This window comes from Lacrimispora sp. BS-2 (genome assembly GCF_040207125.1).
Classification (GTDB): Bacteria; Bacillota; Clostridia; order Lachnospirales; family Lachnospiraceae; genus Lacrimispora.
In genome coordinates, this window is record NZ_CP157940.1 from 935,371 (window position 1) to 960,857 (window position 25,487).

The following is a 25,487-nucleotide window of genomic DNA, read 5'->3' on the forward strand; positions in this document are numbered from 1 at the left end:
TTCATATACTGTAGAAATAATGGTGATGGAGCAGTGCATGAGTTCAAATAAGACACATCACAGAGAAAAAATAGCCATCCTGTTTTTCCTGTTATTTCTTGCCATGACAGGACTTATGGGGCGGCTTATTTTTCTAATGATCTTTCGTTCTGAACATTACAGTGCCATGGCATTAGACCTTCATGAACGGGAAAGGACCATAAAAGCCGCCAGGGGAAATATCATTGATGCCAATGGAACTGTCATCGCCACCAACCGGACGGTGTGCACCATATCGGTCATACACAACCAGGTCAGAAAAAAGGATGAGGTTGTGGCAGTTCTTTCTAAGGAGCTGGGTCTTCCGGAGGAGGAAGTTCGGAAAAAGGTAGAAAAGTACAGTTCAAGGGAAATTATTAAGACCAATGTAGACAAGGCTATGGGAGATTTGATCCGGTCCTACCATCTGGAAGGCGTAAAGGTGGATGAGGATTACAAGCGTTATTATCCCTATGACACCCTTGCTTCCACGGTTCTTGGCTTTACGGGCGGAGATAATCAGGGAATCATCGGTCTGGAGGTAAAATACGAACAATATTTAAAGGGCCTTAACGGAAAAATCCTGACCATGTCCGACGCAGCCGGAATCGAAATTGAAAATGCGGCGGAAGACAGGATCGAGCCTGTGGCAGGGCAGGATTTATATATCAGCCTGGATGTTAATATCCAGCGGTATTGCGAGCAGGCCGCTTATCAGGTTCTGGAGAAAAAGGGCGCGAAAAGAGTGTCGATTATTGTTATGAATCCTCAAAATGGGGAGATTATGGCAATGGTCAATGCACCTGAATTTAATTTAAATGATCCGTTTACACTAAGTGCAGACGCCGGAGTTCCCGCATCTGACAAAGAAAAGCAGGATATGCTAAACAAAATGTGGAGAAATCCCTGTATTAACGACACCTATGAACCAGGCTCCACCTTTAAGATCGTTACCGCGGCCGCGGGGCTGGAATGCGGAGTAGTGAAGCTTGAAGATCATTTTTCCTGTCCGGGTTTCCGGGTCGTGGAGGACCGTAAAATCAGGTGTCACAAAGTGGGAGGCCATGGCTCGGAAAACTTTCTCCAGGGCATGATGAATTCCTGCAACCCTGTTTTGATTGACGTAGGACAGCGCCTTGGCGTGGATAATTATTATAAATATTTTGAGCAGTTTGGCTTAAAGGGAAAAACCGGGATCGACCTGCCAGGTGAAGCGTCCACCATCATGCATAAAAAAGACGATATGGGGCTTGTGGAGCTGGCAACCGTTTCTTTTGGCCAGTCCTTTCAGATTACTCCCATGCAGTTGATCACAACCGCTTCTGCCATAGTAAATGGCGGAAACCGGGTCACGCCCCATTTTGGAGTGAAGTCAGTGAGCACCGACGGAGCTTCGGTCCATAACTTTACCTATCCGGTAAAAGAAGGGATCCTGTCTCCGGAAACCAGCGAAACCATGCGCTACATCCTGGAACAGGTTGTGGCAGAGGGAAGCGGAAAAAGGGCGCAGGTCGACGGCTATCGGGTGGGAGGAAAAACAGCCACCTCCGAAAAACTTCCAAGAAGTCTGAAAAAGTACATTTCATCCTTTATAGGCTTTGCGCCGGCGGATAATCCTCAGGTGATTGCCCTCATTACCATAGATGAACCTCAGGGGATTTATTACGGCGGAACCATCGCAGCACCGGTGATTGCCGACATTTTTAAGAATATTCTTCCATACCTGGGAATAGAGCCAACCGAGGAAAAAACTGTTTCTGCGTTTCGAATCTATGGTTGATTATTCAGGCAAAAAGACGTATACTACTTACTGTGTACTTTTGAAATACAAATACATAAAATATTGAGGTGTGACATGATTAACGAAACGATTCTGGCAATCATCATAGCATTTGCCATCAGCGCCATGCTGTGTCCCATTGTAATACCATTTCTTCACAGGTTAAAATTTGGCCAGGAGGTCCGCAAGGAAGGGCCTGAAAGCCATTTGAAAAAGCAGGGTACTCCCACCATGGGAGGGCTTATCATATTGACCAGCATTATCATTACGTCGCTGTTCTATGTGAGGGAATATCCGAAGATCATTCCTGTGCTTTTTGTGACAGTTGGATTTGGTATCGTTGGGTTCCTTGATGATTACATTAAGATCGTGATGAAGCGGTCAGAGGGGCTTACGCCTGTTCAAAAGATGGCAGGGCAGTTAATCATTACAGGCATCTTTGCCTATTATCTGCTGCATTCAAAGGACGTTGGAACGGGAATGCTGATTCCCTTTACCGGAGGTTTTGAAAAAGGGCTGTATCTGAAATTGGGAATACTATTTGTACCGGCGGTATTTTTTCTTGTAATAGGGACTGATAATGGTGTGAATTTTACCGATGGCCTTGATGGCCTTTGCACCAGCGTGACCATTCTGGTGGCGACCTTCCTGACTGTGGTTTCTATCGGGGAAAATACCGGCATCAGTCCTATTACCGGAGCTGTTGTGGGAAGTCTTTTGGGATTTCTGCTGTTTAACGTTTATCCTGCCAAAGTATTTATGGGGGACACCGGTTCCTTAGGGCTTGGAGGATTCGTTGCTTCCAGCGCCTTTATGATGCAGATACCGATCTTCCTTGCCATTATCGGTTTTATTTATATGATGGAAGTATTATCCGTCATCATTCAGGTGACATACTTTAAGAGAACAGGCGGAAAGAGGTTTTTTAAGATGGCCCCCATCCACCACCACTTTGAGCTTAGCGGCTGGTCGGAAACACGGGTAGTAGCTGTGTTTGCAATCGTGACTGCGGTTCTTTGCATGCTTGCATACCTTGGATTATAGGAGAGAAACCATATGAATCAGAAAATATTAGTTGCCGGCAGCGGAAAAAGCGGCATCGCCGCATCCAGGCTGATTCTTAAAACGGGCGGTGAAGTAATTCTTTATGACAGCAATGCTGCCCTTAAAAAGGATGAGCTGCTTCATCAGTTTGATGAGGGAAGGATTTCAGTTTTATTGGGGGAACTTAAAAAGGAAGACCTTACAGGCGTAAGCTTATGCATCATAAGCCCTGGTATTTCCTTAGATGCCCCCTTTGTGGCTGTCCTTAAGGAAGCGGATATCCCGGTCTGGAGTGAGATTCAGCTGGCTTACCACCATGCCAGAGGAAAGCTGGCAGCAATTACGGGAACCAATGGTAAGACAACCACTACAACCCTTACAGGGGAAATCATGAAGGCATTCTATGAACAGGTATTTGTGGTGGGCAACATTGGAGTTCCATATACAGAGGAAGCACCAAAGACAACTGATAATTCGGTAACGGTTGCAGAGGTCAGCAGCTTTCAGCTGGAGACGATCACAGACTTCCGGCCGGATGTGAGCGGGATTCTTAACATAACGCCGGACCACTTAGATCGTCATAAAACCATGGAATGTTACATAAAAGTAAAAGAAAGCATCACATCAAATCAGAGTCCCCGGGATGTTTGTATATTAAATTATGACGATCCTGTTTTGCGTGAGTTTGGAAAAACCATCAAACCCAAGGTGATCTATTTCAGCAGCTGCCAGATATTAGAAGAGGGCTACTGCATGGATGGGGACAGGATTATCCGAAACCATGAGGGCGAGAGAACAGAGATCGCAGACATTCACGAGATACAGCTCCTGGGCCGTCATAACCATGAGAACATCATGGCTGCAGCCGCTATCTCTGCTGAAATGGGAGTGCCCATGGAGATCATCAGTCAGGTAATCCGGGAATTCAAGGCAGTGGAGCATCGAATTGAATTTGTTGCGGAAAAGGCCGGAGTAAAATATTACAATGATTCCAAGGGAACCAATACCGATGCAGCGATCCAGGCAATAAAAGCCATGCCAGGGCCTACGCTGCTCATTGCAGGGGGCTACGATAAGAATTCCCAGTATGATGAGTGGATCCAGTCTTTTGACGGCAAGGTGAAGTATATGGTGCTTCTGGGGCAGACCAGGGAAAAGATCGCCGAGTGTGCGGCCAGACATGGTTTTACCAACGTGATGTATGCGGAGGATATGCAGGAGGCGGTAAAAGTCTGCGCTTCTTATGCCAACAGAGGCGATCATGTACTCCTGTCACCGGCCTGTGCCAGCTGGGGGATGTTTAAGTGCTATGAAGAGCGCGGCGAAATCTTCAAGGAGTGCGTCCGAAGTTTGTAGAAGCAATGAGCCATGCAGAAACATATGTAAAATTTATGCGTGGGAGCTTGCTCACAAAGCAAAAATTTTACATATGTTTCTATAGGGCGAATGCCCGTCATGAATAATTTGGCGGCGCTTTTTTGCCAAATTATGAATGGCATGGCGGATGATATGAATGAATAGCAGTTGGCGAGGAGGAATGATATGGCAGAAAAAAGGCCAGTGAGGAAAAAAAATAAACCGCGCCGTTTTTATGATTACAGTCTTTTGTTTACTGTAATATTTCTGTCTGTTTTTGGTTTGGTCATGATTTACAGCGCCAGCTCTTACGCAGCCCAGCTTAAATTCGATGACGCCGCTTTTTTCATGATGAGGCAGGCCAAGATAGCCCTGGCGGGCTTTGTTATCATGATTGTGATATCCAAACTGGATTACCATTGGTATGCCAGGTTCGCTGTATTTGCTTACGCTCTTTCTTATGTTCTTATGATTGCCGTATCCCTGTTTGGGCGTAAGGTAAACGGAAAGAGAAGATGGCTGGGAGTGGGAAGCCTTTCTTTTCAGCCTACGGAATTTGTAAAAATTGCCCTTATTGTCATGCTGGCGGTTTTAATCGTCCAGATGGGAAGGAATATTAATACGAGAAACGGCGTACTTCTGGTGATTGTGACGACTCTTCCCATAGCGGGAATCGTGGCCGCAAATAACCTAAGTTCCGGAATCATTATCGTTGGAATCGCTTTTGTCATGCTGTTTGTGGCATGCAAAAAGAAATGGCCGTTTTTTGCCTGCGGTTTTGCAGGTGTAGGCCTGCTGGCTTTTGCCGGACCGATGGCTACTGTACTGGAAAAGCTTAATATCCTTCATGATTACCAGCTGAGCCGTATCCTGGTATGGCTGGAGCCGGAGGCTTATCCCTCCACCGGAGGCTATCAGGTGCTTCAGGGCCTTTATGCCATAGGCTCCGGCGGCCTGGTGGGCAGAGGCTTGGGAGAGAGCATACAAAAGATGGGATTTGTGCCGGAGGCACAGAACGATATGATTTTTTCCATTATCTGTGAAGAACTTGGTCTTTTTGGAGCAGTTTCCGTGATCCTGATATTCCTCTTTATGATTTACCGGTTCATGCTCATTGCCGATAATGCGCCGGATTTATTTGGGGCTTTGCTGGTTGTAGGCGTCATGGGACATATTGCCATACAGGTTATCTTAAATATTGCAGTTGTAACCAATACCATACCCAATACCGGTATTACCCTTCCGTTTATCAGCTATGGAGGTACCTCAGTCCTTTTTCTGATGATGGAGATGGGCATAGTCTTAAGTGTTTCTAACCAGATAAAGCTGGAAAAATAATGGGATGTGAAAACATTCTCTCACTTTTAACATAGGATAGTATATAAGAAGCCATGGGAGGTACCGGATTGTCAGTCATACAGGTCCAGGGGTTACGATCCTTAAAAGGTGAGATAAAAATTCAGGGTTCCAAAAATGCTGTTCTGCCCATGATGGCAGCAGCGGTTCTCCATAAAGGTACAACAGTGATTCATAATGTCCCCAGGATACAGGATGTGTTCTGTATGCTGGGGATACTTGAGCATATTGGTTGTATATGCAGCTTTGACGGCCATTCTTTGACAATTGACGCGAGGGATTTGACACAAGCGGAAATACCGGAGGAGTATATAAAAAGCATGCGTTCTTCTATCATGCTCTCTGGTCCGTTGCTTGGAAGAACCGGCAATGCGGTCACCAGCTTTCCTGGTGGGTGTTCCATAGGAGAGCGCCCCATTGACCTGCACTTGTCTGCCTTTCGGAAACTTGGTGCAAGCATCGAGGAGGAGGGGGATAAGCTCTTGGCGTCCGCAAATCGATTGATGGGCGCCGATATTTATTTTCCTTTCCCCAGCGTGGGAGCTACGGAAAATGCTCTGATGGCAGCCGTATACGCCCATGGGGTGACCGTCATCCATGGGGCGGCTAAGGAGCCGGAGATCATCACTCTATGTGAATTTTTAAACAACATGGGGGCTAAAATACATGGAACCGGTACTTCCAGGCTGGCAGTCACAGGCGTAAGGGAGCTTTGTGATTCGGAATTTACTGTGGCAGGAGACCGGATTGTTGCAGGAACTTATTTAATGGCTGTCATGGCAGCTGAGGGGAATATTGTAATACAGGGAATCCAGCCAGGTCATTTAACGTCTGCCTTCTCTCTTGCCGAAAAAATGGGCGGGTCGCTGAAGCGGTATGATAACATGGTTGAGGTATCCATGATCGGCCGTCCCGACTGCGTGGATGTTATGACGGAACCCTATCCGGGATTTCCTACGGACCTCCAATCCCAGTTAATGGCAGTCATGGCATCGTCAAAAGGTACGGGCAGGATAAAAGAAACTATCTTTGAGGGCCGGTTTGGGACTGCAAAGGAGTTGCATAAGCTTGGAGCTGATATTATAATAAAAGGAAAGCGGGCCGACATACATGGGCTTTATCCTCTGAAGGGAAACCGGGTTACGGCTACGGACTTGCGGGGAGGCGCGGCCCTGGTGGTTGCGGGGCTTGCATGTGAGGGTTTGACTGAGATTCATGAGTGCCATCATATTGAACGGGGATATGAAGACATTTGCCGTGACTTGAGCAGTCTGGGCGCAGCAATCAGAGGGATGGAATGAAAGATTTAAAAAGAAGCAGAAGAAAAATTAAATTTGGAATCGCAGCCGCCGTGATCTTTCTTGGAATTGTCATTTTTTTGTCGCTGCAGATCAGGGATATTACGGTGTCCGGTAATAAAAAATACACATCGGAGCAAATCGTTAATATTTTATTTAAGGACGGATGGGACCGGAATGCGGTTTTTTGTCTCTACAAGGATCGTTTTAAGAAGCATGAACAGATCCCCTTTGTGGAAGATTATAAAATCGTATTCCAGAGCCCGGTGAAAGTTGAGGTGATCGTTTATGAGAAGTCTGTGGTAGGCTATGTTTCCTATATGGGCAGCTATATGTATTTTGACAAGGATGGAATCATTGTGGAGAGCTCCAACGGAAAGCTTGAGGGAGTTCCGTGGATTACGGGTCTGCAGTTCGGGCATATAGCCCTTCACCAGCCCCTGCCGGTGGAAAAGGAAAAGATTTTTAGTGAAATACTGAACCTGACCGACGTTTTGTCAACAAAAGAAATTCTTGTTGACGAGATCCGGTATGATTCCCGGGGAGATGCCACACTTGTGATGGGAGATATCCGGGTTTTCCTTGGAAGCAATAACCAGATGGATGAAAAAATCTCTGAATTAAAGGACCAGCTTCCTGTTTTGGGAGGTTTATCAGGAACCCTTTATCTGGATACGTATGATGAGGCGGAAACAGTCACATCCTATCGATTTGTGAAAGATTAATGAATTTACATAATTTGCTTGGAATTTTGTTTAAAAAGTGGTTGATATTTTCGACGAAATCAAATATTATATTAATTAGGTTTATAGAGTAAGCTGTTTATGGTTAAAGGAGGATATAATCTTGTTAGAGATTAAGATAAATGAGGCGGACAATGCCGCAAGAATTCTGGTAATCGGTGTAGGCGGTGCCGGAAATAATGCGGTTAACCGCATGATTGATGAGAATATAGCTGGTGTGGAATTTCTGGGAATCAACACGGACAAGCAGGCCCTGCAGTTTTGCAAGGCTCCTACAGCCATGCAGATCGGAGAGAAACTGACCAAAGGTCTTGGTGCAGGTGCCAAGCCGGAGATCGGTGAAAAAGCGGCAGAGGAGAATGCGGACGAGCTGGCTCAGACCATGAAGGGTGCGGATATGGTATTCGTTACCTGCGGAATGGGAGGCGGTACCGGTACCGGAGCTGCTCCTGTTGTAGCTAAGATCGCAAAAGATATGGGAATTCTCACTGTGGGTGTTGTAACAAAGCCTTTCCGCTTTGAAGCAAGAACCCGTATGAGCAATGCCGTTGCAGGTATTGAGCGTTTAAAAGAAAGCGTAGATACATTAATCGTAATCCCTAATGACCGTCTTCTGGAAATCGTGGACAGACGTACTACCATGCCGGATGCATTAAAGAAGGCAGATGAAGTCCTTCAGCAGGCCGTACAGGGAATTACCGATCTGATTAATGTACCTGGACTTATTAACCTGGACTTTGCCGATGTTCAGACAGTCATGACGGATAAGGGCATCGCCCATATCGGTATCGGCAAGGCAAAAGGTGATGAGAAGGCTTTGGAGGCTGTGAAGCAGGCGGTTTCCAGTCCATTGCTTGAGACTACCATTGAGGGTGCTACTCACGTCATCATTAACATTTCCGGTGATATCAGCCTGGTTGAGGCCAATGAAGCGGCCAGCTACGTTCAGGAGATGGCAGGAGATGAAGCCAATATCATCTTTGGTGCAATGTATGATGAGAATGCTCATGATGAAGCCAGCATTACCGTGATCGCCACCGGGCTGGACATGCAGTCTGAGACTCCGGTATCCAAGGTTATGACGAATTTTTCCAATCCAAACTTTAAACAGCCGAAAGCAGCACCTCAGACCCAGGCCGTGAATCAGGAGGCAGCCGCAACTGCAGCAACCCCTGGATATAACCAGAATTATAATCCTAATTACGGGAATCCAAACTATTCCAATCCAGCTTACAGCAATCAGAATTATCCTAATAATAACAGCGGCTATAATAACCAGAGCTATGGAGCAGGAAACGCAGGAAACTATACGAAGCCAAATTATGCGGGCCAGAATAATGGTCAGGGTGCTTCCCAGGGAGGCGGACAGCCTTATCGTCCAACTGTGAATAAGGAAGTTCAGATCAATATTCCGGATTTTTTAAGGAATAAAAGATAAAACTTATCAGATTACATAATCAGGCAGGTTCCGATGAACCTGCCTGTTTTTGGAACACTATACGGGTATACCTATATGCAAAAAAACATGGGCAGGAAAGATGAAACACCCTGCGGGTATACCTATATGCCCAGAAAGCATGGGCAGGAAAGATGAAAGGAGTGGCAGAATGTCAGAGAAAGAACTGGATTGGGAGATCTCGGAGGATTATTATAACAGCGGGGAAAATGAAAGAAGCTTGTCTTTGGAAGACTTTATTACAGAATCAGACAGTCAGGCCTCCGGCCTAGAGCCTTCCGGTCAATCCGATGAATTGTTAAAAAAGACAATCGCAGATGTTCATCAGGTACTGGCGCTTGCTCAGGAAGGAAAAAACATTACTGAAATTGCTTTCATTACCGGCCTTCAGGAGAAATATGTTTATGATATACAGGTTTGTGCCCAGGGATTCAGAGAGGATGATGAGATTGCAGTGGCTCATCTGGTGCTGGGATAAAAGGAGGAATTTGGGATGATGAAAAAGATTTGTCCGGTATGTGATCTTCCGGTGAATGAGGTAAATTACTGTCCACGGTGCAGGAGGGTAATCCGCCAGCCCCTTTTGTGGAACTTAGATTATTATTTGAATGAGAGACGCCCGTCTTATGAAAACAGCCGTGATTTTCCCAAACCGGCTGGACCGGGAAACCAGCAGAAAGGGAATGTGCAGGGAAATCAGCAAAAAGGGAACCCGCGGGGGCCGGCCAGGCAGATGAATGTGCCTCAGAGGCCGGCAGCCCCCATGCGTCAGGAGGGGAGAACAACCGCCCCGCCCGCCTCGGGCCAAAATCCTTCCATGCCTTCCCAGCCAGGCCAGGCAAAAAAGAGGAGGAATCCCCTGGCACCTCTGGCAGGGTTCATTACTGTGATGGTTGTTTTAAATGGCATACCAAGAGTTATTGGAAGCCTGGCCCGGTTCGTAGAGGAAAAGAGCAATTACAGCAATTATGAGACTGCGGTCCCATACGATGATTCCGGTTTCACTGAGCTTGAAGAAGAGGAAGTAAAGGCTTCCGGAGAACCTTGTACCGGTTATGTCCATTTTCCGGTTGACGGAAGGCAGGTCGCAGCTTCCATGGGACAGTTTTTTTATGAAACAAACTATGGCTATGAAATAGAAGAGGGAGCTGTTTATTCTGACAATTACATGTTTGAAGAAGAGGACGGTCCTATATCCTATTATGAGACCGTAGAAAGTTTCTCTTTTGAGGATGAAGTAACCAGCCAGCTGGATACAGGCGATGATAATTACGTATACCAGTATGTGGATGTCAATTATGACACTGCTACCGGAGAACTTCATGATTATATCTCTTCCCTGAAAGACCGGGAAAATTCCCTTGTATTTTTAGAAGAGTTCTTAAGGCTCGTGGAAGCAGAGGCAGGAATTCCTCAGGAAGAAAGCAGCATTCCGGCCATTATGGAGCAGGCCGGGACAGGAGAATGGCAGGAAGATGGAGCATTCATTACGGAAGGGCTGTTTGATATCAACCTTTATCTTACCAAAGATGGGGTCAGGATTTACGTTTCTTACAGTAATCCTCAGGTAATGGAAAACCAGGAAACGTAAAAGGGCAGGTTGCGGGGCGTAGTTTTTTGTGGTAAAGTGTTAAATAAAAAAGAGATACCCTTCAGGTATCCCTTTATGCCCAAAGTACGTGGCAGTAGGAATGAAACGAAAGATAGGAGACAGGCCGCATGAAAATAAAAGATATATTGAGCCAGGGAAAGCCAACCCTATCCTTTGAAGTGTTTCCTCCTAAAACAGAGGATAAGTATGAGTCCCTGGAACAGGCTGCGGCAGAGATCGCAAAGCTGAAACCTGCTTTCATGAGCGTCACTTACGGGGCAGGCGGAGGAACCAGCCAGTATACCGTTGATATTGCCTCTACCCTGCATCACCAGCATCATGTGACGGCTCTGGCCCATCTGACCTGTGTATCCTCCACCAAAGAAAAGGTACACCAGGTCCTTGGAGAGCTGAAAGCCGCTGGAATTGAAAATGTGCTGGCTCTAAGGGGAGATATGCCTACCGGTGTTCCTGCTAAAAGAGAATACCACTATGCCTCTGAGCTGATCAGGGAGATAAAGGAAGCGGGAGATTTCTGCATTGGCGCAGCCTGCTATCCGGAAGGTCATGTGGAATCCACCAGCAAGACCATTGATATGGATTACTTAAAGCAAAAGGTGGAAGCAGGCTGTGATTCCTTTTAACCAGGGTCCGCTCCTTTTAAAAGGAACGGACCCATTTAAAATGAGAAAACGGAGGAACAGCAATGGAAATCAGCCGAAGGGAGATCCGGAGATATCTGGGATACGGGAAAAATGAAGGAGATGAAGCCGTAAATGCCCTGATCGAGGAATGTATCAGGGAGCTTACGGCTGCAGCATCACCAAAAAGCATAAGCCGGGTATATCCCCTTAAGCTGCTTTCTGATGACTGGATCGATTTTACCGTATTTAAGACAAGAAGCCGGAACTTAAGCCGGAATTTACAGGATTGTGAACAGGTGATCTTATTTGCTGCCACTTTAGGCGCAAGGGTGGATGTGCTTTTGCATAAGTATACAAAACTGCAGATGAGCAAGGCGGTCACCATGCAGGCGGCAGCTACCGCCGTGATTGAGGAATATTGTGATGAAGAGAACCGGAAGCTGAAGAAGGAGTATGAGGACAGGAAGCTGTACTTAAGGCCCAGATTCAGCCCGGGCTATGGAGATTTTCCCTTAGAGTGCCAGAAGGATATTACAGCAGTTTTGGAAACGCCCAAAAGGATCGGTATCATGCTGACGGACAGCCTTCTCATGACTCCGTCAAAGTCCGTTACCGCGGTGATGGGTGTCAGCGGACAGCCTTACCGCTGTGAGATAAAGGGATGTGAATCCTGTGGAAAAACGGACTGTGCATACCGGAGAGATTAAAAGATACGAACGCAGATGGAGGAATGTATGGCAGGGATTTTAGAAGAGATAAAAAAGAGGATGGTATTTTTTGACGGAGGAACAGGAAGCCTTTTACAGGCCAGCGGCCTTGAGCCGGGAGAACTGCCGGAAACCTGGAACGTGAAACAGCCGGATATTATAACGAAACTTCACCGTGATTATCTGGAAGCAGGTGCGGACATCATAAAGACCAATACCTTTGGAGCCAATGGGCTGAAATTCCATAAAGGTGCGGAATTTGATCTGGAAGAGGTGGTGACCGCAGCGTTGCAGAATGCCAGAAAAGCGGTGGAGACAGCTTCTTATCCGGCCGGAAAGGAAAAGGGGTATATTGCCCTTGATCTAGGCCCTACGGGAAAGCTTTTAAAGCCTCTGGGAGATTTAGACTTTGAGGATGCCTATGAGATGTTTTCCCAGGTAGTTAAAATCGGGGAACGGGAGGGAGCGGACCTGGTGCTCATTGAGACCATGAGCGACAGCTATGAGGCAAAGGCTGCTGTGCTGGCTGCAAAGGAAAACAGCAGCCTTCCCGTGTTCGTGACCATGATCTTTGATGATAAGGGAAAGCTTTTGACCGGAGGAAATGTTGAATCCACGGTTGCCCTTTTAGAGGGCCTGGGAGTTGACGCCCTGGGCATAAACTGCGGCCTGGGCCCGGTGCAGATGAAGGGCATATTAACGGATATCATGAAGGTGGTTTCCATACCGGTTATTGTGAATCCCAATGCAGGACTTCCAAGAAGCGAAGGCGGGAAAACGGTATATGATATCGATGCAGGAGAGTTTGCGGCTGCCATGAAGGAAATTGCAGAGGAAGGAGCCTGTGTGATCGGCGGCTGCTGCGGAACCACGCCGGAGCACATAGAGAAAACAGTGGCTCTTTGCAGGAATTTCCCTGTAAGGCTGCCGGAAAAGAAAAACCGTACCGTGATATCTTCCTATGCACAGGCGGTTGTAATTGACAATGACCCGGTCATCATCGGGGAGAGGATCAATCCAACGGGAAAATCCAAATTTAAACAGGCGCTTAGGGATCATAACCTGGAATACATTCTCAGAGAGGGAGTGGCCCAGCAGGACAATGGAGCACACGTCCTGGATGTGAATGTAGGACTTCCGGAAATTGATGAGCCTTCCATGATGGTGGAAGTGATAAGGGAGCTTCAGAGCATCATTGACCTGCCCCTTCAGATCGATACCTCCAATACAGAGGCAATGGAACGGGCAATGAGGGTTTATAACGGAAAACCTCTGATTAATTCCGTAAACGGGAAAAAGGAAGTGATGGAGGCCGTTTTCCCTCTGGTAAAACGGTATGGAGGCGTTGTGGTCGCCCTGGCCCTTGATGAAGACGGCATTCCGGAAACTGCAGAAGGCAGGATCACCGTTGCAAAGAAAATCTATGATAAGGCCGCAGAATATGGAATTGAGAAAAAAGACATTATTATAGATGCCCTCTGCATGACTGTCAGCTCCGACAGCAGAGGGGCACTGACCACCCTTGAAACCTTAAGACGTGTCCGGGATGAACTGGGAGGCAGAACCATACTGGGTGTGTCCAACATTTCCTTCGGGCTGCCCCAGAGGGAAATCATCAATGCCGCATTTTTTACAATGGCCCTTCAAAATGGCTTAAGCGCAGCTATCATAAACCCCAATTCAGAAGCAATGATGCGTTCCTACTACAGCTTTCGGACTCTTGCGGATCTGGACCCTCAGTGCAGCGGTTATATCTCAGTCTACAGCGGCCAGGTAGCCACTCTCGGTGAAACAGTGAGGCAGGGAAACTCTTCCCTGGCAGGAGGTACTTCCGGAGGTGAGATGACTCTGTCGGAAAGCATTGCAAAAGGCCTAAAGGACCGGGCATATACGGCAGTGACAGAACTCTTAAGGGACCAGGAGCCTTTAGTTATAATAAACGGGGAAATGATCCCGGCCCTGGACCGGGTGGGAAAAGGCTTTGAAAATGGAACGGTATTCCTTCCCCAGCTTCTTATGAGTGCGGAAGCGGCAAAGGCAGCCTTTGAGGTTATAAAGGAGAAAATGGCTGAGGGCGGCGTGGCTCAGGAGAAAAAAGGAAAGATCATCCTGGCTACGGTCAAGGGAGATATTCATGATATCGGAAAGAATATTGTTAAGGTCCTTCTGGAAAACTATGGTTATGATGTCATTGACTTAGGAAAGGACGTTCCGCCGGAAAAAATCGTGGAAACAGCGGTAAAGGATGAAGTAAAACTGGTAGGCCTAAGCGCCCTCATGACCACCACAGTTCCCAGCATGGAAGAGACCATCAGGCAGCTCAATGAGACCGCTCCTTTTGTAAAGGTAATGGTAGGAGGCGCGGTACTTACAGAAGGATATGCAAAGACCATTGGCGCCGACCAGTATTGCCGGGATGCCATGGCTTCAGTAAACTATGCAGAGGGAATTTTTCAGACAAAATAAGCCGTCTCATTGACAAATATAGAATGAATGGTATAATATCCACGAAAGCAATGAGTAGTGCGAAACAGGCCACGAGAAGATTTTCGTTGTGCTTGCACATAAGAAAATCTTTTCATGGCCTGTTTCATAGGACGAATGCCCGTGAGCGAACGAATCCTCCGGATTCGTTCGCTGCACTACGGATTCACGATATAAAAATCTGGAGGAACAAACATGAAAAAGATCATATTAACAGGGGACCGGCCCACCGGAAAGCTTCATATCGGCCATTACGTTGGTTCATTAAAGCGCAGGGTAGAGCTGCAGAATTCCGGTGAATTTGACGAGATTTTTATTATGATTGCGGATGCCCAGGCACTTACGGACAATTCGGATAATCCGGAAAAGGTTCGTCAGAATATTATTGAAGTTGCGCTGGATTACCTTTCCTGCGGACTGGACCCGAAGAAATGTACCCTTTTCATCCAGTCACAGATACCTGAGCTAACAGAGCTGTCCTTTTACTATATGAATCTGGTAACCGTATCCAGGCTACAGCGGAATCCTACTGTAAAATCAGAGATTGCCATGAGGAATTTTGAAACCAGCATTCCGGTAGGCTTCTTTACCTATCCCATCAGCCAGGCAGCTGACATTACGGCGTTCCAGGCCACCACGGTGCCCGTAGGAGAGGACCAGGAGCCAATGATTGAGCAGACCAGGGAAATAGTGCGTAAGTTTAATTCCGTGTACGGAGAAGCTTTAGTAGAGCCGGAGATTCTGCTTCCTGATAACAAAGCCTGCTTACGGCTTCCAGGTACCGATGGAAAGGCCAAGATGAGCAAGTCCCTCGGAAACTGCATCTATTTATCCGATCCGGAAGAAGAAGTAAAGAAAAAGGTCATGAGCATGTATACAGATCCTAACCACATCCAGGTTTCCGACCCAGGAGAAATAGAAGGAAACACAGTATTCACCTACCTGGATGCATTCTGCAAGGATGAAGATTTTGAAAAGTATCTGCCAGATTATAAAAATCTTGACGAGCTTAAAGACCACTACAGACGCGGCGGCTTAGGCGATGTAAAGGTAAAGCGGTTCTTAAACAGCATTCTCCAGGCGGAGTTAGAACCTATCCGCAGGAGAAGAAAAGAATACGAGGCCAACATCCCTTACGTATACCAGATATTAAAAGAAGGAAGCGAAAAGGCAGAGGCAATGGCAGCCCGTACCTTAAAGGGTGTAAAGGAAGCCATGAAGATCAATTATTTTGACGATCTGGAATACATTGAAGAGCAGGCAAGAAAGTATAAGGGCCAGGAATAGAGGCGTATATGAAGATTGTTTCCATTACCGAGATATTGGAATGCAATGAATTTATAAAAGGCAAAGGCCTGGAATTTAAGATTCATTTAAGAGATGCCTGCGGCAAACAGTCCTGCTGGATCGAATCAGTTCATGATAAAAACAGCAGCGGGCAATGGGAGGAGCTTTATAAGGCTTTGGAGGAGTTTTTTGGCAGGCTCCGGTTCCGGCTGGAATACGGAGAGGATAAAACAAACTTCTGGCTGTTGTAACGCGACCGACAAAAATGCCGGGGAAGTGCAAAGAAAAAAATCTTTGCACTTCCCCGGCATTTTTTGCAATGTAAATAATCCTTCTCAATATTTTACCCTGATACCAATTATCAACCTCACCAACCGGCCCATATGAGCCACCCTCCGAAGTAGGCCTGCCCGCTTTACCGGTCATACAAATATTCAATGAAAACCAGGTAATAAGTTCCGATTGTTCTCTTTAAATAAGTAATATTAATTAAGTATTTAACTTATATTAGTCATTCTAATAAAATGAAATTAATATAAATAATAAATAAAGCATTAAAACTTTATTAAATTTTCTTGAACAAATAACAAAAAAACTTTATAATTACATGGTAATTAAGAAACGTCAGTCTCTTAAAATAAAATCAAAAAGGAGCTTTACCATGGAGCAGTTCTTTAAACTCAAGGAAAATGGAACGAATGTCACAACTGAGGTTATAGCCGGAATCACCACATTTTTTGCCATGGCGTACATAGTTATAGTAAATCCTAATACATTAAGTCAGGCAGGTATGGAGTGGGGAGCGGTATTTTTAGCGACCATCATTTCTGCGATTATAGGTACCTTAATTATGGGCCTTGTGGCCAATGTACCATATGCTCAGGCACCTGGTATGGGATTAAACGCATTTTTTGTTTACACGGTTTGTTTTGGACTAAAATTCACATGGCAGCAGGCTTTATCAATGGTTTTCATCTGCGGACTCCTTAATATTTTTATCACTGTGACCAGTATCCGTAAGTATATTATTAAAGCCATCCCTGTAAGCCTGCAAAATGCCATTGGCGGTGGTATTGGTATCTTTATTGCATACATAGGTCTTTTGAATGCAGGTGCCATCAATTTTGCGGCAGGTGTTCCTGCAATGTCTGTGATCTCAACAAAAGCACTTATATTATTCATCATAGGTCTTGTATTAATCGTTGTATTGACTGTAATGGACGTAAAGGGCGGCATTTTAATTGGCATTGTCTTAACAACTTTGATCGGTATTCCATTAGGCATTACAAAAACAGGCGATACCGTTAATTTTTCAGAAGCCTTGTCAGTGCTTCCAACCACCTTTGGCGTAATTTTTACGGCAGACGGGCTTCCTGCCTTATTTAACGATATGGCAAAGCTTCCTATTGTACTAATTACTATTTTCTCTTTCAGCTTATCCGATACATTTGATACAATCGGAACCTTCATTGGAACAGGCCGCAGAAGCGGAATCTTTAGTGCGGAGGATGAAGCTTCCTTAGAGTTGGGCAAAGGATTTTCTTCCAAGATGGATAAAGCGTTATTTGCAGATGCCACAGCGACTTCCATAGGAGCCATTTTCGGCACCTCAAACACGACTACCTATGTGGAAAGTGCGGCAGGGATCGGAGCCGGCGGACGTACCGGCCTTACTTCCGTAGTTGTAGCTGCCTGCTTTGCCTTAAGTGCATTTTTATCCTCCTTTATCAGCGCTATTCCATCTGTAGCAACGGCGCCAGCCCTTGTTATTGTTGGGTGTATGATGATCTCTTCGTTCAAGGAAATTGATTGGACCCAGCTGGAAGAAGCAATTCCGGCTTTCTTTGCAGGCGTATTCATGGCACTTTGTTACAGCATTTCTTATGGAATTGCAACAGCGTTTATTTTCTACTGTATCGTAAAGATCTGCAAAAAGAAAGCAAATGAGTTGAATCCTATTATTGTAGTGGCAACAATTCTGTTTATCATAAACTTTATATTACAGGCGTTTTTATAATTCATATTTTAAAAACTGTTCTAAGAAAAGTAAGAAAAATCGGGTAATACAATTTCAAACTCAAGCTTTTGTCCCTGTGTAAAGCAGGGGCAGAAGTTTTTTCTTTTATGGAGAAGTCAGTAATAATTATCAATGCCAGTATTGAAGTTTCTGGTAAAATGTGCTATAATCACAATGTGAATTAGGAGCAACTAACTCATAATAATTATGGAAATAAGCCATATTAATGTAGTATGGCTGCCAAAGCGGTCCATTCCTGGGACATGGAATGAGGCTGCAGCTTACAGAACGGCATCAGAAAAGTTTTATATATGATGATCAATGATGAAACATGGAAATTGGAAGGAATTCCCTTAAGGGATCTTTTCCATTGTGGAAACCATTTAAAAGAAAAGGAGAAAAACCATGAATTATCTGGAGATTGAAAAAGTAATAGGAAGAGAAATTATTGATTCCAGAGGAAATCCTACCGTAGAGGCTGAAGTACATCTGGCAGACGGGACCATAGCCAGGGGAGCAGCGCCCAGCGGTGCTTCTACTGGTGAATTTGAGGCTTTGGAGCTTCGGGATGGGGACAAGGCCCGTTATGGCGGTAAAGGTGTCTTGAATGCGGTTCATAACATCAACACAGTGATACATTATGCAATCACGGGAATGGATGTTTCCGACATTTACGCCATTGACCAGGCAATGCTTTCTGCAGATGGGACAACGGATAAGTCAAGACTTGGAGCCAATGCTATATTAGCAGTGTCCATCGCCTGCGCCAGAGCAGCGGCTATGAGCATGGGAATCCCTCTTTACCGCTTCTTAGGCGGAATAACAGGCAACCGTCTTCCGGTTCCTATGATGAATATTTTAAACGGCGGAGCCCATGCAGCCAATACAGTAGATGTACAGGAATTTATGATCATGCCGGCAGGAGCCTCCAGCTTTAAAGACGGACTCCGGTGGTGTACGGAAGTATTTCATTGCCTGGCGTCCATATTAAAGTCAAAGGGCCTGGCTACGGCGGTAGGAGATGAAGGTGGTTTTGCACCGGATCTGGATAGCGACGAGGCTGCTATTGAACTGATTCTTGAGGCTATAAGAAAGGCAGGCTATGAACCCGGACGTGATTTTGTCCTGGCTGTGGACGCAGCTTCCAGTGAGTGGAAGGGAGCGAACAAGGGAGAGTATATCCTTCCAAAATGCGGTAAGCATTTTACTTCTGAGGAACTCATTGAGCACTGGAAAAAGCTTTGCGAAAAATATCCCATTTATTCCATTGAAGATGGACTTGATGAAGATGATTGGGAGGGCTGGGAAAAGCTTACGAAAGAGCTGGGCAGCAAGGTCCAGCTGGTTGGCGATGACCTGTTTGTAACCAATACGGAACGCTTAAAGAGAGGAATCATGAATGGATGCGGCAATTCCATCCTGATTAAGCTTAACCAGATCGGTTCTGTATCAGAAACTCTTGAGGCGATTAAGATGGCTCACAGCGCAGGTTACACGGCTATTGCTTCCCACCGTTCCGGTGAGACAGAAGATACCACCATTGCAGACCTGGCAGTGGCTCTTAATACGTGTCAGATTAAGACGGGAGCACCAAGCAGAAGCGAACGTGTGGCAAAATATAACCAGCTGCTTCGGATTGAAGAAGAACTGGGAGGAAGTGCAGTTTATCCGGGAATGGATGCATTCCATATCCGGCGGTCATAAAGAATGGGGGAAAGCCCGGCAGGTCTTAAAGGACAGACCTGCCGGGCCTGTTTTATAGAGTGGAAAAAGAATTGATGAAAGAGGCAAAAGATGATATGCTATAAGCCATAAGAAATCAAATGAGGATACGTTTGAACCATAAAGAGATGGAGGTCAGCCCTGGGGTCCCCCTGAAGATGGAAAATGGAGTAATCGATTGTATATACAGAAAAAGATAGAAAAAAATCGGGAATATACAAGGCCTTCTTTCAATACAATGAACAATAGCGTAATGGCGCCAAAGGCAGTCCTGAGCCGGGCTCATTGCCTGCAGAAATAAATGTATTTGAAAGAGAGATGAAAAAAGTTGGCAGAAGTAAAACGGATCAGGTGCGGGAGCGTGAACAGCTATCTGATTGAGGAACATGGAAGAGCCATTCTTGTGGATGCAGGAAGAAACGGATCAGAAGAAAAAATACTGGCACAGTGCCGGAAAACAAAGGTGGAACTGATCCTACTCACCCATGGTCATGTGGATCATGTGCAGAATACGGCCTATCTTAAGAAGAAACTGGGAGTACCGGTAGCCATTCATAAGGAGGATTTAAGCCTTATAAAGAATAATTTTATGGAACATCTCCGTTTTCAGGGGATGCTGGGAATGGCGGTTGCAGAGGTTTCAGCAAAAAGCTCAGAAACAGACCGGATACCTGAATTTACCCCGGAGGTTTTAATAAATGAGGGAGACTGGCTGAAGGATTATGGAATCAATGCCAGGATCATGGGGCTTCCCGGTCATACCAGAGGGTCCATAGGAATTGATCTTGATGGAAAAGCTGTCATTGTTGGTGATGCATTGATGAACATGTTTTATCCCGGGCTGTCCCTGGTGTACTGGGACAGGGCAGAGATGTTAAAAAGCGCGGATAAGATTAGCGCCCTTGGCGCAAGAAAGGTATATTTCGGCCATGGAGGTCCGGTGGAAAACCGGGCGTGGAACAAGGCAGGGATTTAGACAAAGGTTTAAGACGGTATGGTACGGATTTATCTGGAAAGGTATGAAACCTCCCAAGAAAAGAAAAAATGGGAGCAAGAGCACGAGCTTGGAAAAAAACTTCTTCATACGGGATTGAAGGATTTATATGGAATCGGTTCAGAATTACAGAATCAGCCGGTCATTTTACAAGGGGAGCATGGCAAACCCTATTTAAAGGACTTTCCTGACATCCATTATAACATCAGCCATACGGATGGCATGGTGGCCTGTGCAATAGGAGACAGGCAGTTGGGAATTGATGTGGAGAGGATACGGCCCTTTCGGCAAAATATCCTTAAAAAGGTTTTTTCTGATGCCGAAAGACACCGTATGGAGGAAATATCGGAGGAAGATCGTTCCCAGTACTTTTTTCAAATATGGACATTAAAGGAAAGCTACCTTAAGGCGACAGGCTTAGGTATTACCATCCCCCTGACTACCATTTCTTTTGAATGGAAGGAGGAGGCTTTTTTTGCATGCTCTGTTCCGGGCGCGTCTTTTCATCAGACCATGCTGGAGGGAGATTATGTTCTTTCCATATGCACCATAGGAGATGAGGAAATTAATTTTGGGCAGAACCTTGTTTTTTCTGACAAAGACGAAAGCCTTTAGACCGGGCTTTGCTTTCAGAAATTATAAGGCCTGAAAGGGTCGGCACGATTGTGCAGGCAGACTGGAAGCGTCCAGGCCCCAAAACAGAATATTTAATAAGTTCTTTGTATCAGCAAGTTTGTAAAAACCCAGATGGAAGGGGAGAATTGCCAGTACGGAAACCTTGAACAGAAGGCCATAAAAGAAAATGAGCCTTTGTGTTTCAACGGTCCCATGGCCGTATTCTCCTATTTTTTTGTGATTACGGAATAAGCGGCCCAGGTAACAGAGGCAGCCAGTCAAAGAGGGCTGTAAAATATGTCCTGCAGAATGCCCTTAATATTGAAAAATGGTATTTTGCCAAGAATAAGGCTTATGAAATCATAAAAAACGGGCAAAAATCTCATAAGGAATAAAAAGCAGATTGGAGGAAAAAACATGAAAACCATGACAGACAACTTTTTAATTTCCTTTTTACAGAGATTTGACGAGCACCCTTTTGATGTAAAGCTTTGCGGAGAGACCTATCATATCGGAGAGGGGAATCCGGCGTTTATCGTGAACATGAAAGAGGACATCCAGGGCAAGGATTTGCTGACCAGCACTTCTCTGGCACTGGGAGAGGCCTATATGAAAGGAACCCTTGATGTGGAAGGGGATCTGTTTCATGCGCTGAATCATTTCCTGGGCCAGATGGGAAAATTTTCAATGGATCAGGGAAAGCTTAAGAAGCTGATTTATTCATCCCAGTCCAAAAAGAATCAGGAAAAGGAAGTCACTTCCCATTATGATATCGGCAATGAGTTCTACCGCCTATGGCTTGACGATACCATGAGCTATTCCTGCGGCTATTTTAAAACAGAAAGTGATACATTACACGATGCCCAGTGCAATAAGGTGGAGAGGATATTAAAGAAGCTGTACTTAAAAAAGGATATGACTCTTTTGGATATCGGCTGCGGCTGGGGATTTTTGCTGATCAGGGCTGCCAAAGAATACGGGGTTCGGGGAGTTGGGATCACCTTAAGCAAAGAGCAGAAAAAGAAATTTGAAGAACGGATTAAGGAGGAAGGCCTGACGGGCAGAGTGTCGGTGGAATTAATGGATTACCGGGATTTAGAAACCTGGGGCAGGACCTTTGACCGGGTTGTCAGCGTTGGCATGCTGGAACATGTAGGAAGGGACAATTATGAGCTGTTCATAAAAAATGCAAAGACAGTGCTAAATCCCGGCGGATTGCTGCTTCTTCACTACATCAGCGCTCTAAAAGAATATCCCGGCGATCCATGGATGAAGAAATATATTTTTCCGGGAGGCACCATACCAAGCCTTCGGGAGATCATCAATATTTTAAGCGAACACCGGTTTTACACCCTGGACGTGGAAAGCCTTCGCCGCCATTATTGCAGGACACTGCTTTTGTGGGAAAGAAATTTTAATGACCACCGTTCAGAGATCGAGGAGAAAATGGGTACAGAGTTTGCCAGAATGTGGGACTTATATTTAAGCGCCTGTGCCGCCACTTTTAATAACGGGGTCATTGATCTCCATCAGATTCTTGTATCCAAGGGGATAAACAACCACCTTCCCATGACAAGGTGGTACGAATAAATTAGAATAGCCGTGGCTGCCCATGTGTGTCAGCCGCGGTTTTCTGTTTTTTACCGCACAGTGGATCAACTGTATGTCTTGCCTGTTTTGATGAGGAGAAATAGTTGCCGTATTTTGGAAAGCGTGTTATGATTCCATAGGATAAAACTGACAGGAAGTGGAAAGGGATCTTTGTGGAACAACATGAACAAAAGAAAAAAGAACTGGCTCCTGGTTCTGATTTATACAATCATGATTCTCCTTTGTTTTGGCATTGTCATGGTTGTGGATCATTTGGACACCTCCGACCGTGGCGGGAAGGAAACCTCAGGCAGTCCCTGTGAGGAAAGCTCAGACAGCCCGGGGCAGGAGGAAAGTACAGATGATAAAGACTATACAGCCCCTGAGACAGAAGCAGGCGGTGAGATGACAGAGCTGGAAAGTGAGAAAGAAATCAGGAAAAAAAGGCCGGATAAGCCTGCTGAGGGAGAAGAAACAGAGGAAGAGGCAGAGGAATATAAGCCTCCTGTGATCGTAGTCGCTTCTGATGTTCATTATTATTCTCCAGAGCTTACGGATTACGGTGAAGCATTTGAGGAGATGGAAAAGCGTGACGATGGAAAGCTGGTCCATTATATTCCACAGCTCATGGATGCATTTACGGCTGAAATGGAAGAGCTTAAACCCTCTGCCGTGATCTTAAGCGGGGATCTGACCCTTAATGGGGAAAAGGCAGGCCATGAAGCATTGGCGCAAAAGCTTGGGATACTGGAAGAAAAGGGCGTAAAGGTACTTGTCATACCCGGCAACCATGATATCAACAATTATTCTTCAGCCTCCTATTTCGGCAAGGAGAGAAAAGTGGCAGATATTGTGGATCCCGAAGGGTTTTATGATATTTACCGCCGGTTTGGGTATGACCAGGCAAGAAGCCGGGATGAGAATTCTTTAAGCTATGTTTACCAGCTGGATGAGAAAAACTGGCTTCTCATGATTGACTCTGCCCAGTATGAACCCCTTAACAAGGTTGGGGGAAGGATTAAAGAAGAAACCCTGGCGTGGATGAAGGAGCAGCTTGAAGAAGCAGGGAATCAGGGGATAACCGTGATACCGGTGGCTCATCATAACCTGTTAAAGGAAAGTATCCTTTATCCAACCGACTGCACTCTGGAAAACAGCCAGAATGTTATCTCCCTTTTGGAATCTTACCGGGTACCTCTTTACATAAGCGGTCATCTGCACTTGCGGAGGACGAAAAAGCATAAGCCGGAGCCGGGAGAGAGCGGGGATGTGTACCATATCAGTGAAGTGGTTGCAGACTCCTTTGCCATCTCCCCCTGCAGGTACGGCATACTTAAATGGACTGAAGATGAAAGGCTGGTTTATACCACCAAGGAAACGGATGTGGAACGCTGGGCAAAAGAAACGGAGATTTCCGATGAAAATCTTCTTAATTTCAAGGAATACGGGACAAAATTTCTTGTAGAGGTGGTCAGCAGCCAGATTTCCGGCAGGATCAAGAATCTGCCTGAGGAACAGGTGGAAAAGATGGCGGGATTGTATGGGGATATTAACAAGGCTTATTGTGAAGGGATTCCCGTTGATGCAAAAGAGATACGCTCAGAGGAAGCCTTCCGACTATGGCAGAGGAATCTGCCTGACAGCCGGATGTTTGATGAGATCGGCATGATTCTTAAGGATACAGGACGGGACCACAATACCTGGGAGTGTGAGCTTCAGAAAAAGGAGTGAACCGGAAAGGAAAAGCAGGGGACGCCTCTTTACATTATATTTCATGTCGTGATATAATGATGAAACAAAATTACACAAAGTTCGAGGTAGATTGTTTATGCAGGAAAATATTAGTGTATCCGGTGTTCTCTGCTCATCCTATGATTCGTTTTTTGAAGCGGAAAAAAAGATTGCGGATTATATCCTGGCAAATAAAAGTGAAATAATCGATATGACGGTAGCGGAGCTGGCCCTTGCCAGCGGAACCAGTGATGCCACCGTATCCAGATTCTGCAGAAGGTGCGGCTTTAATGGCTTTCATCACTTAAAGATCAATCTGGCAAAGGAGGTAGCGGAGGAAAGAGGGAATTCCATTGAGGTTTCCAATGATATCAGCCGGGACAGCATTGGCCAGTCCCTGCAGAATATATTGGCCAATAAGGTGGCGGAGCTGACCCAGACCATATCCATGATGGACCCGGAAGAACTGGACCGGATCCTGTCTGTGATCGAGCATGCCAGAACCGTACAGCTGGTGGCTGTGGGAAATACCATTCCGGTCGCCCTGGATGGCTCTTTTAAATTCAACCAACTGGGGATTCCAGCCGTATCCGGCACCATCTGGGAGACGCAGATGGCTTATACCTGCAATCTTAAGGAAGAGGATGCCGTTATCGTCATATCCAATTCCGGCTTTTCCAAGCGGCTGATGACCCTGGTGGCGGTAGCAAAGGAAAACCATACGCCGACCATTGCCATTACCAACAATCAGTCCTCCCCTCTGGGCCAGGCTTGTGATTACCATATTACCACGGCTACCAGAGAAAAACTTCTTTTAGGAGAGTTTTGCTTTTCCAGAGTATCCGCAACAACAGTGATGGAAATATTGTATCTGTTTTTATCAGTCAGCAAAGAAGGCTCCCATGAACGCATCAGGCGCCATGAAATTGCTATTTCTGATGATAAAAAATAAATCAGAATCGCCGGCAAAACCGGCGGTTTTTTATGGCTTTCGGGTCTTCTTCCATGTAAATTTAAAATTTATGTAAAGTTGAAACAGAAAACTTATGAATGA

The 25,487-nt window shown here is 45.7% G+C and carries 20 protein-coding genes and 1 pseudogene; all 21 read left to right on the forward strand.

Annotated elements, in window-relative coordinates; translation table 11 throughout:
- Positions 1-37 precede the first annotated feature (37 nt).
- The 21 genes and pseudogenes from ABFV83_RS04485 (at position 38) to ABFV83_RS04585 (ending at position 25,385) form a co-directional block, all read left to right on the forward strand.
- Positions 38-1,798 (forward strand): penicillin-binding transpeptidase domain-containing protein, encoded by a 1,761-nt coding sequence (locus ABFV83_RS04485; protein ID WP_349947745.1) that lies wholly within the window; start codon positions 38-40, stop codon positions 1,796-1,798.
- Positions 1,799-1,873: 75 nt separating this feature from the next.
- On the forward strand, positions 1,874-2,842 hold the full coding sequence (gene mraY / locus ABFV83_RS04490) for a phospho-N-acetylmuramoyl-pentapeptide-transferase (protein ID WP_349947746.1): 969 nt from the start codon (positions 1,874-1,876) through the stop codon (positions 2,840-2,842).
- A 12-nt stretch (positions 2,843-2,854) separates the two neighbouring features.
- Positions 2,855-4,198, forward strand: a complete 1,344-nt coding sequence (gene murD, locus ABFV83_RS04495; protein WP_349947747.1) for a UDP-N-acetylmuramoyl-L-alanine--D-glutamate ligase — start codon at positions 2,855-2,857, stop codon at positions 4,196-4,198.
- Between the two features lie 186 nt (positions 4,199-4,384).
- Positions 4,385-5,536, forward strand: coding sequence for an FtsW/RodA/SpoVE family cell cycle protein (locus ABFV83_RS04500; RefSeq protein WP_349947748.1), 1,152 nt, complete (start codon positions 4,385-4,387; stop codon positions 5,534-5,536).
- A gap of 68 nt (positions 5,537-5,604) precedes the next feature.
- A complete protein-coding gene (gene murA, locus ABFV83_RS04505) occupies positions 5,605-6,855 on the forward strand; it encodes a UDP-N-acetylglucosamine 1-carboxyvinyltransferase (protein ID WP_349947749.1) in 1,251 nt (416 codons plus the stop codon).
- Positions 6,852-7,577 carry a cell division protein FtsQ gene (locus ABFV83_RS04510; protein ID WP_349947750.1) on the forward strand — a complete coding sequence of 242 codons (726 nt, stop codon included), beginning with the start codon at positions 6,852-6,854 and terminating at the stop codon, positions 7,575-7,577. The genes murA and ABFV83_RS04510 overlap by 4 nt, the downstream gene beginning before the upstream one ends.
- A 121-nt stretch (positions 7,578-7,698) precedes the next feature.
- Complete coding sequence (gene ftsZ / locus ABFV83_RS04515) at positions 7,699-9,033, forward strand: cell division protein FtsZ (protein WP_349947751.1); 1,335 nt, start codon at positions 7,699-7,701, stop codon at positions 9,031-9,033.
- Positions 9,034-9,202: 169 nt separating this feature from the next.
- Complete coding sequence (locus ABFV83_RS04520) at positions 9,203-9,529, forward strand: hypothetical protein (RefSeq protein WP_349947752.1); 327 nt, start codon at positions 9,203-9,205, stop codon at positions 9,527-9,529.
- A 15-nt stretch (positions 9,530-9,544) separates the two neighbouring features.
- The gene (locus ABFV83_RS04525) at positions 9,545-10,642 is read left to right on the forward strand and encodes a hypothetical protein (RefSeq protein WP_349947753.1); all 1,098 of its coding nucleotides are present in this window, start codon (positions 9,545-9,547) and stop codon (positions 10,640-10,642) included.
- 128 nt (positions 10,643-10,770) lie between these two features.
- Positions 10,771-11,277, forward strand: a pseudogene (locus ABFV83_RS04530) (methylenetetrahydrofolate reductase); the annotation flags it as partial.
- 71 nt (positions 11,278-11,348) lie between these two features.
- The gene (locus tag ABFV83_RS04535; RefSeq protein ID WP_349947754.1) at positions 11,349-11,993 is read left to right on the forward strand and encodes a vitamin B12 dependent-methionine synthase activation domain-containing protein; all 645 of its coding nucleotides are present in this window, start codon (positions 11,349-11,351) and stop codon (positions 11,991-11,993) included.
- A gap of 27 nt (positions 11,994-12,020) precedes the next feature.
- Positions 12,021-14,459: a homocysteine S-methyltransferase family protein gene (locus ABFV83_RS04540; RefSeq protein WP_349947755.1), complete on the forward strand. Its 2,439-nt coding sequence runs from the start codon at positions 12,021-12,023 to the stop codon at positions 14,457-14,459.
- A 213-nt stretch (positions 14,460-14,672) separates the two neighbouring features.
- Positions 14,673-15,764 carry a tryptophan--tRNA ligase gene (gene trpS, locus ABFV83_RS04545; protein WP_349947756.1) on the forward strand — a complete coding sequence of 364 codons (1,092 nt, stop codon included), beginning with the start codon at positions 14,673-14,675 and terminating at the stop codon, positions 15,762-15,764.
- Positions 15,765-15,772: 8 nt separating this feature from the next.
- A complete protein-coding gene (locus ABFV83_RS04550) occupies positions 15,773-16,015 on the forward strand; it encodes a hypothetical protein (RefSeq protein WP_349947757.1) in 243 nt (80 codons plus the stop codon).
- Positions 16,016-16,425: 410 nt separating this feature from the next.
- A complete protein-coding gene (locus ABFV83_RS04555) occupies positions 16,426-17,781 on the forward strand; it encodes an NCS2 family permease (protein ID WP_349947758.1) in 1,356 nt (451 codons plus the stop codon).
- A 405-nt stretch (positions 17,782-18,186) separates the two neighbouring features.
- A complete protein-coding gene (gene eno / locus ABFV83_RS04560; RefSeq protein ID WP_349947759.1) occupies positions 18,187-19,485 on the forward strand; it encodes a phosphopyruvate hydratase in 1,299 nt (432 codons plus the stop codon).
- A gap of 346 nt (positions 19,486-19,831) precedes the next feature.
- Positions 19,832-20,479, forward strand: a complete 648-nt coding sequence (locus ABFV83_RS04565) for an MBL fold metallo-hydrolase (RefSeq protein ID WP_349947760.1) — start codon at positions 19,832-19,834, stop codon at positions 20,477-20,479.
- Between the two features lie 18 nt (positions 20,480-20,497).
- Entirely contained in the window at positions 20,498-21,112 is a 615-nt protein-coding gene (locus ABFV83_RS04570; RefSeq protein ID WP_349947761.1) for a 4'-phosphopantetheinyl transferase superfamily protein, read from the forward strand.
- A gap of 417 nt (positions 21,113-21,529) precedes the next feature.
- Positions 21,530-22,702: a cyclopropane-fatty-acyl-phospholipid synthase family protein gene (locus tag ABFV83_RS04575; protein WP_349947762.1), complete on the forward strand. Its 1,173-nt coding sequence runs from the start codon at positions 21,530-21,532 to the stop codon at positions 22,700-22,702.
- 183 nt (positions 22,703-22,885) lie between these two features.
- Positions 22,886-24,433, forward strand: coding sequence for a metallophosphoesterase (locus ABFV83_RS04580; RefSeq protein ID WP_349947763.1), 1,548 nt, complete (start codon positions 22,886-22,888; stop codon positions 24,431-24,433).
- A gap of 97 nt (positions 24,434-24,530) precedes the next feature.
- A complete protein-coding gene (locus ABFV83_RS04585; protein ID WP_349947764.1) occupies positions 24,531-25,385 on the forward strand; it encodes a MurR/RpiR family transcriptional regulator in 855 nt (284 codons plus the stop codon).
- Positions 25,386-25,487: the final 102 nt, after the last annotated feature.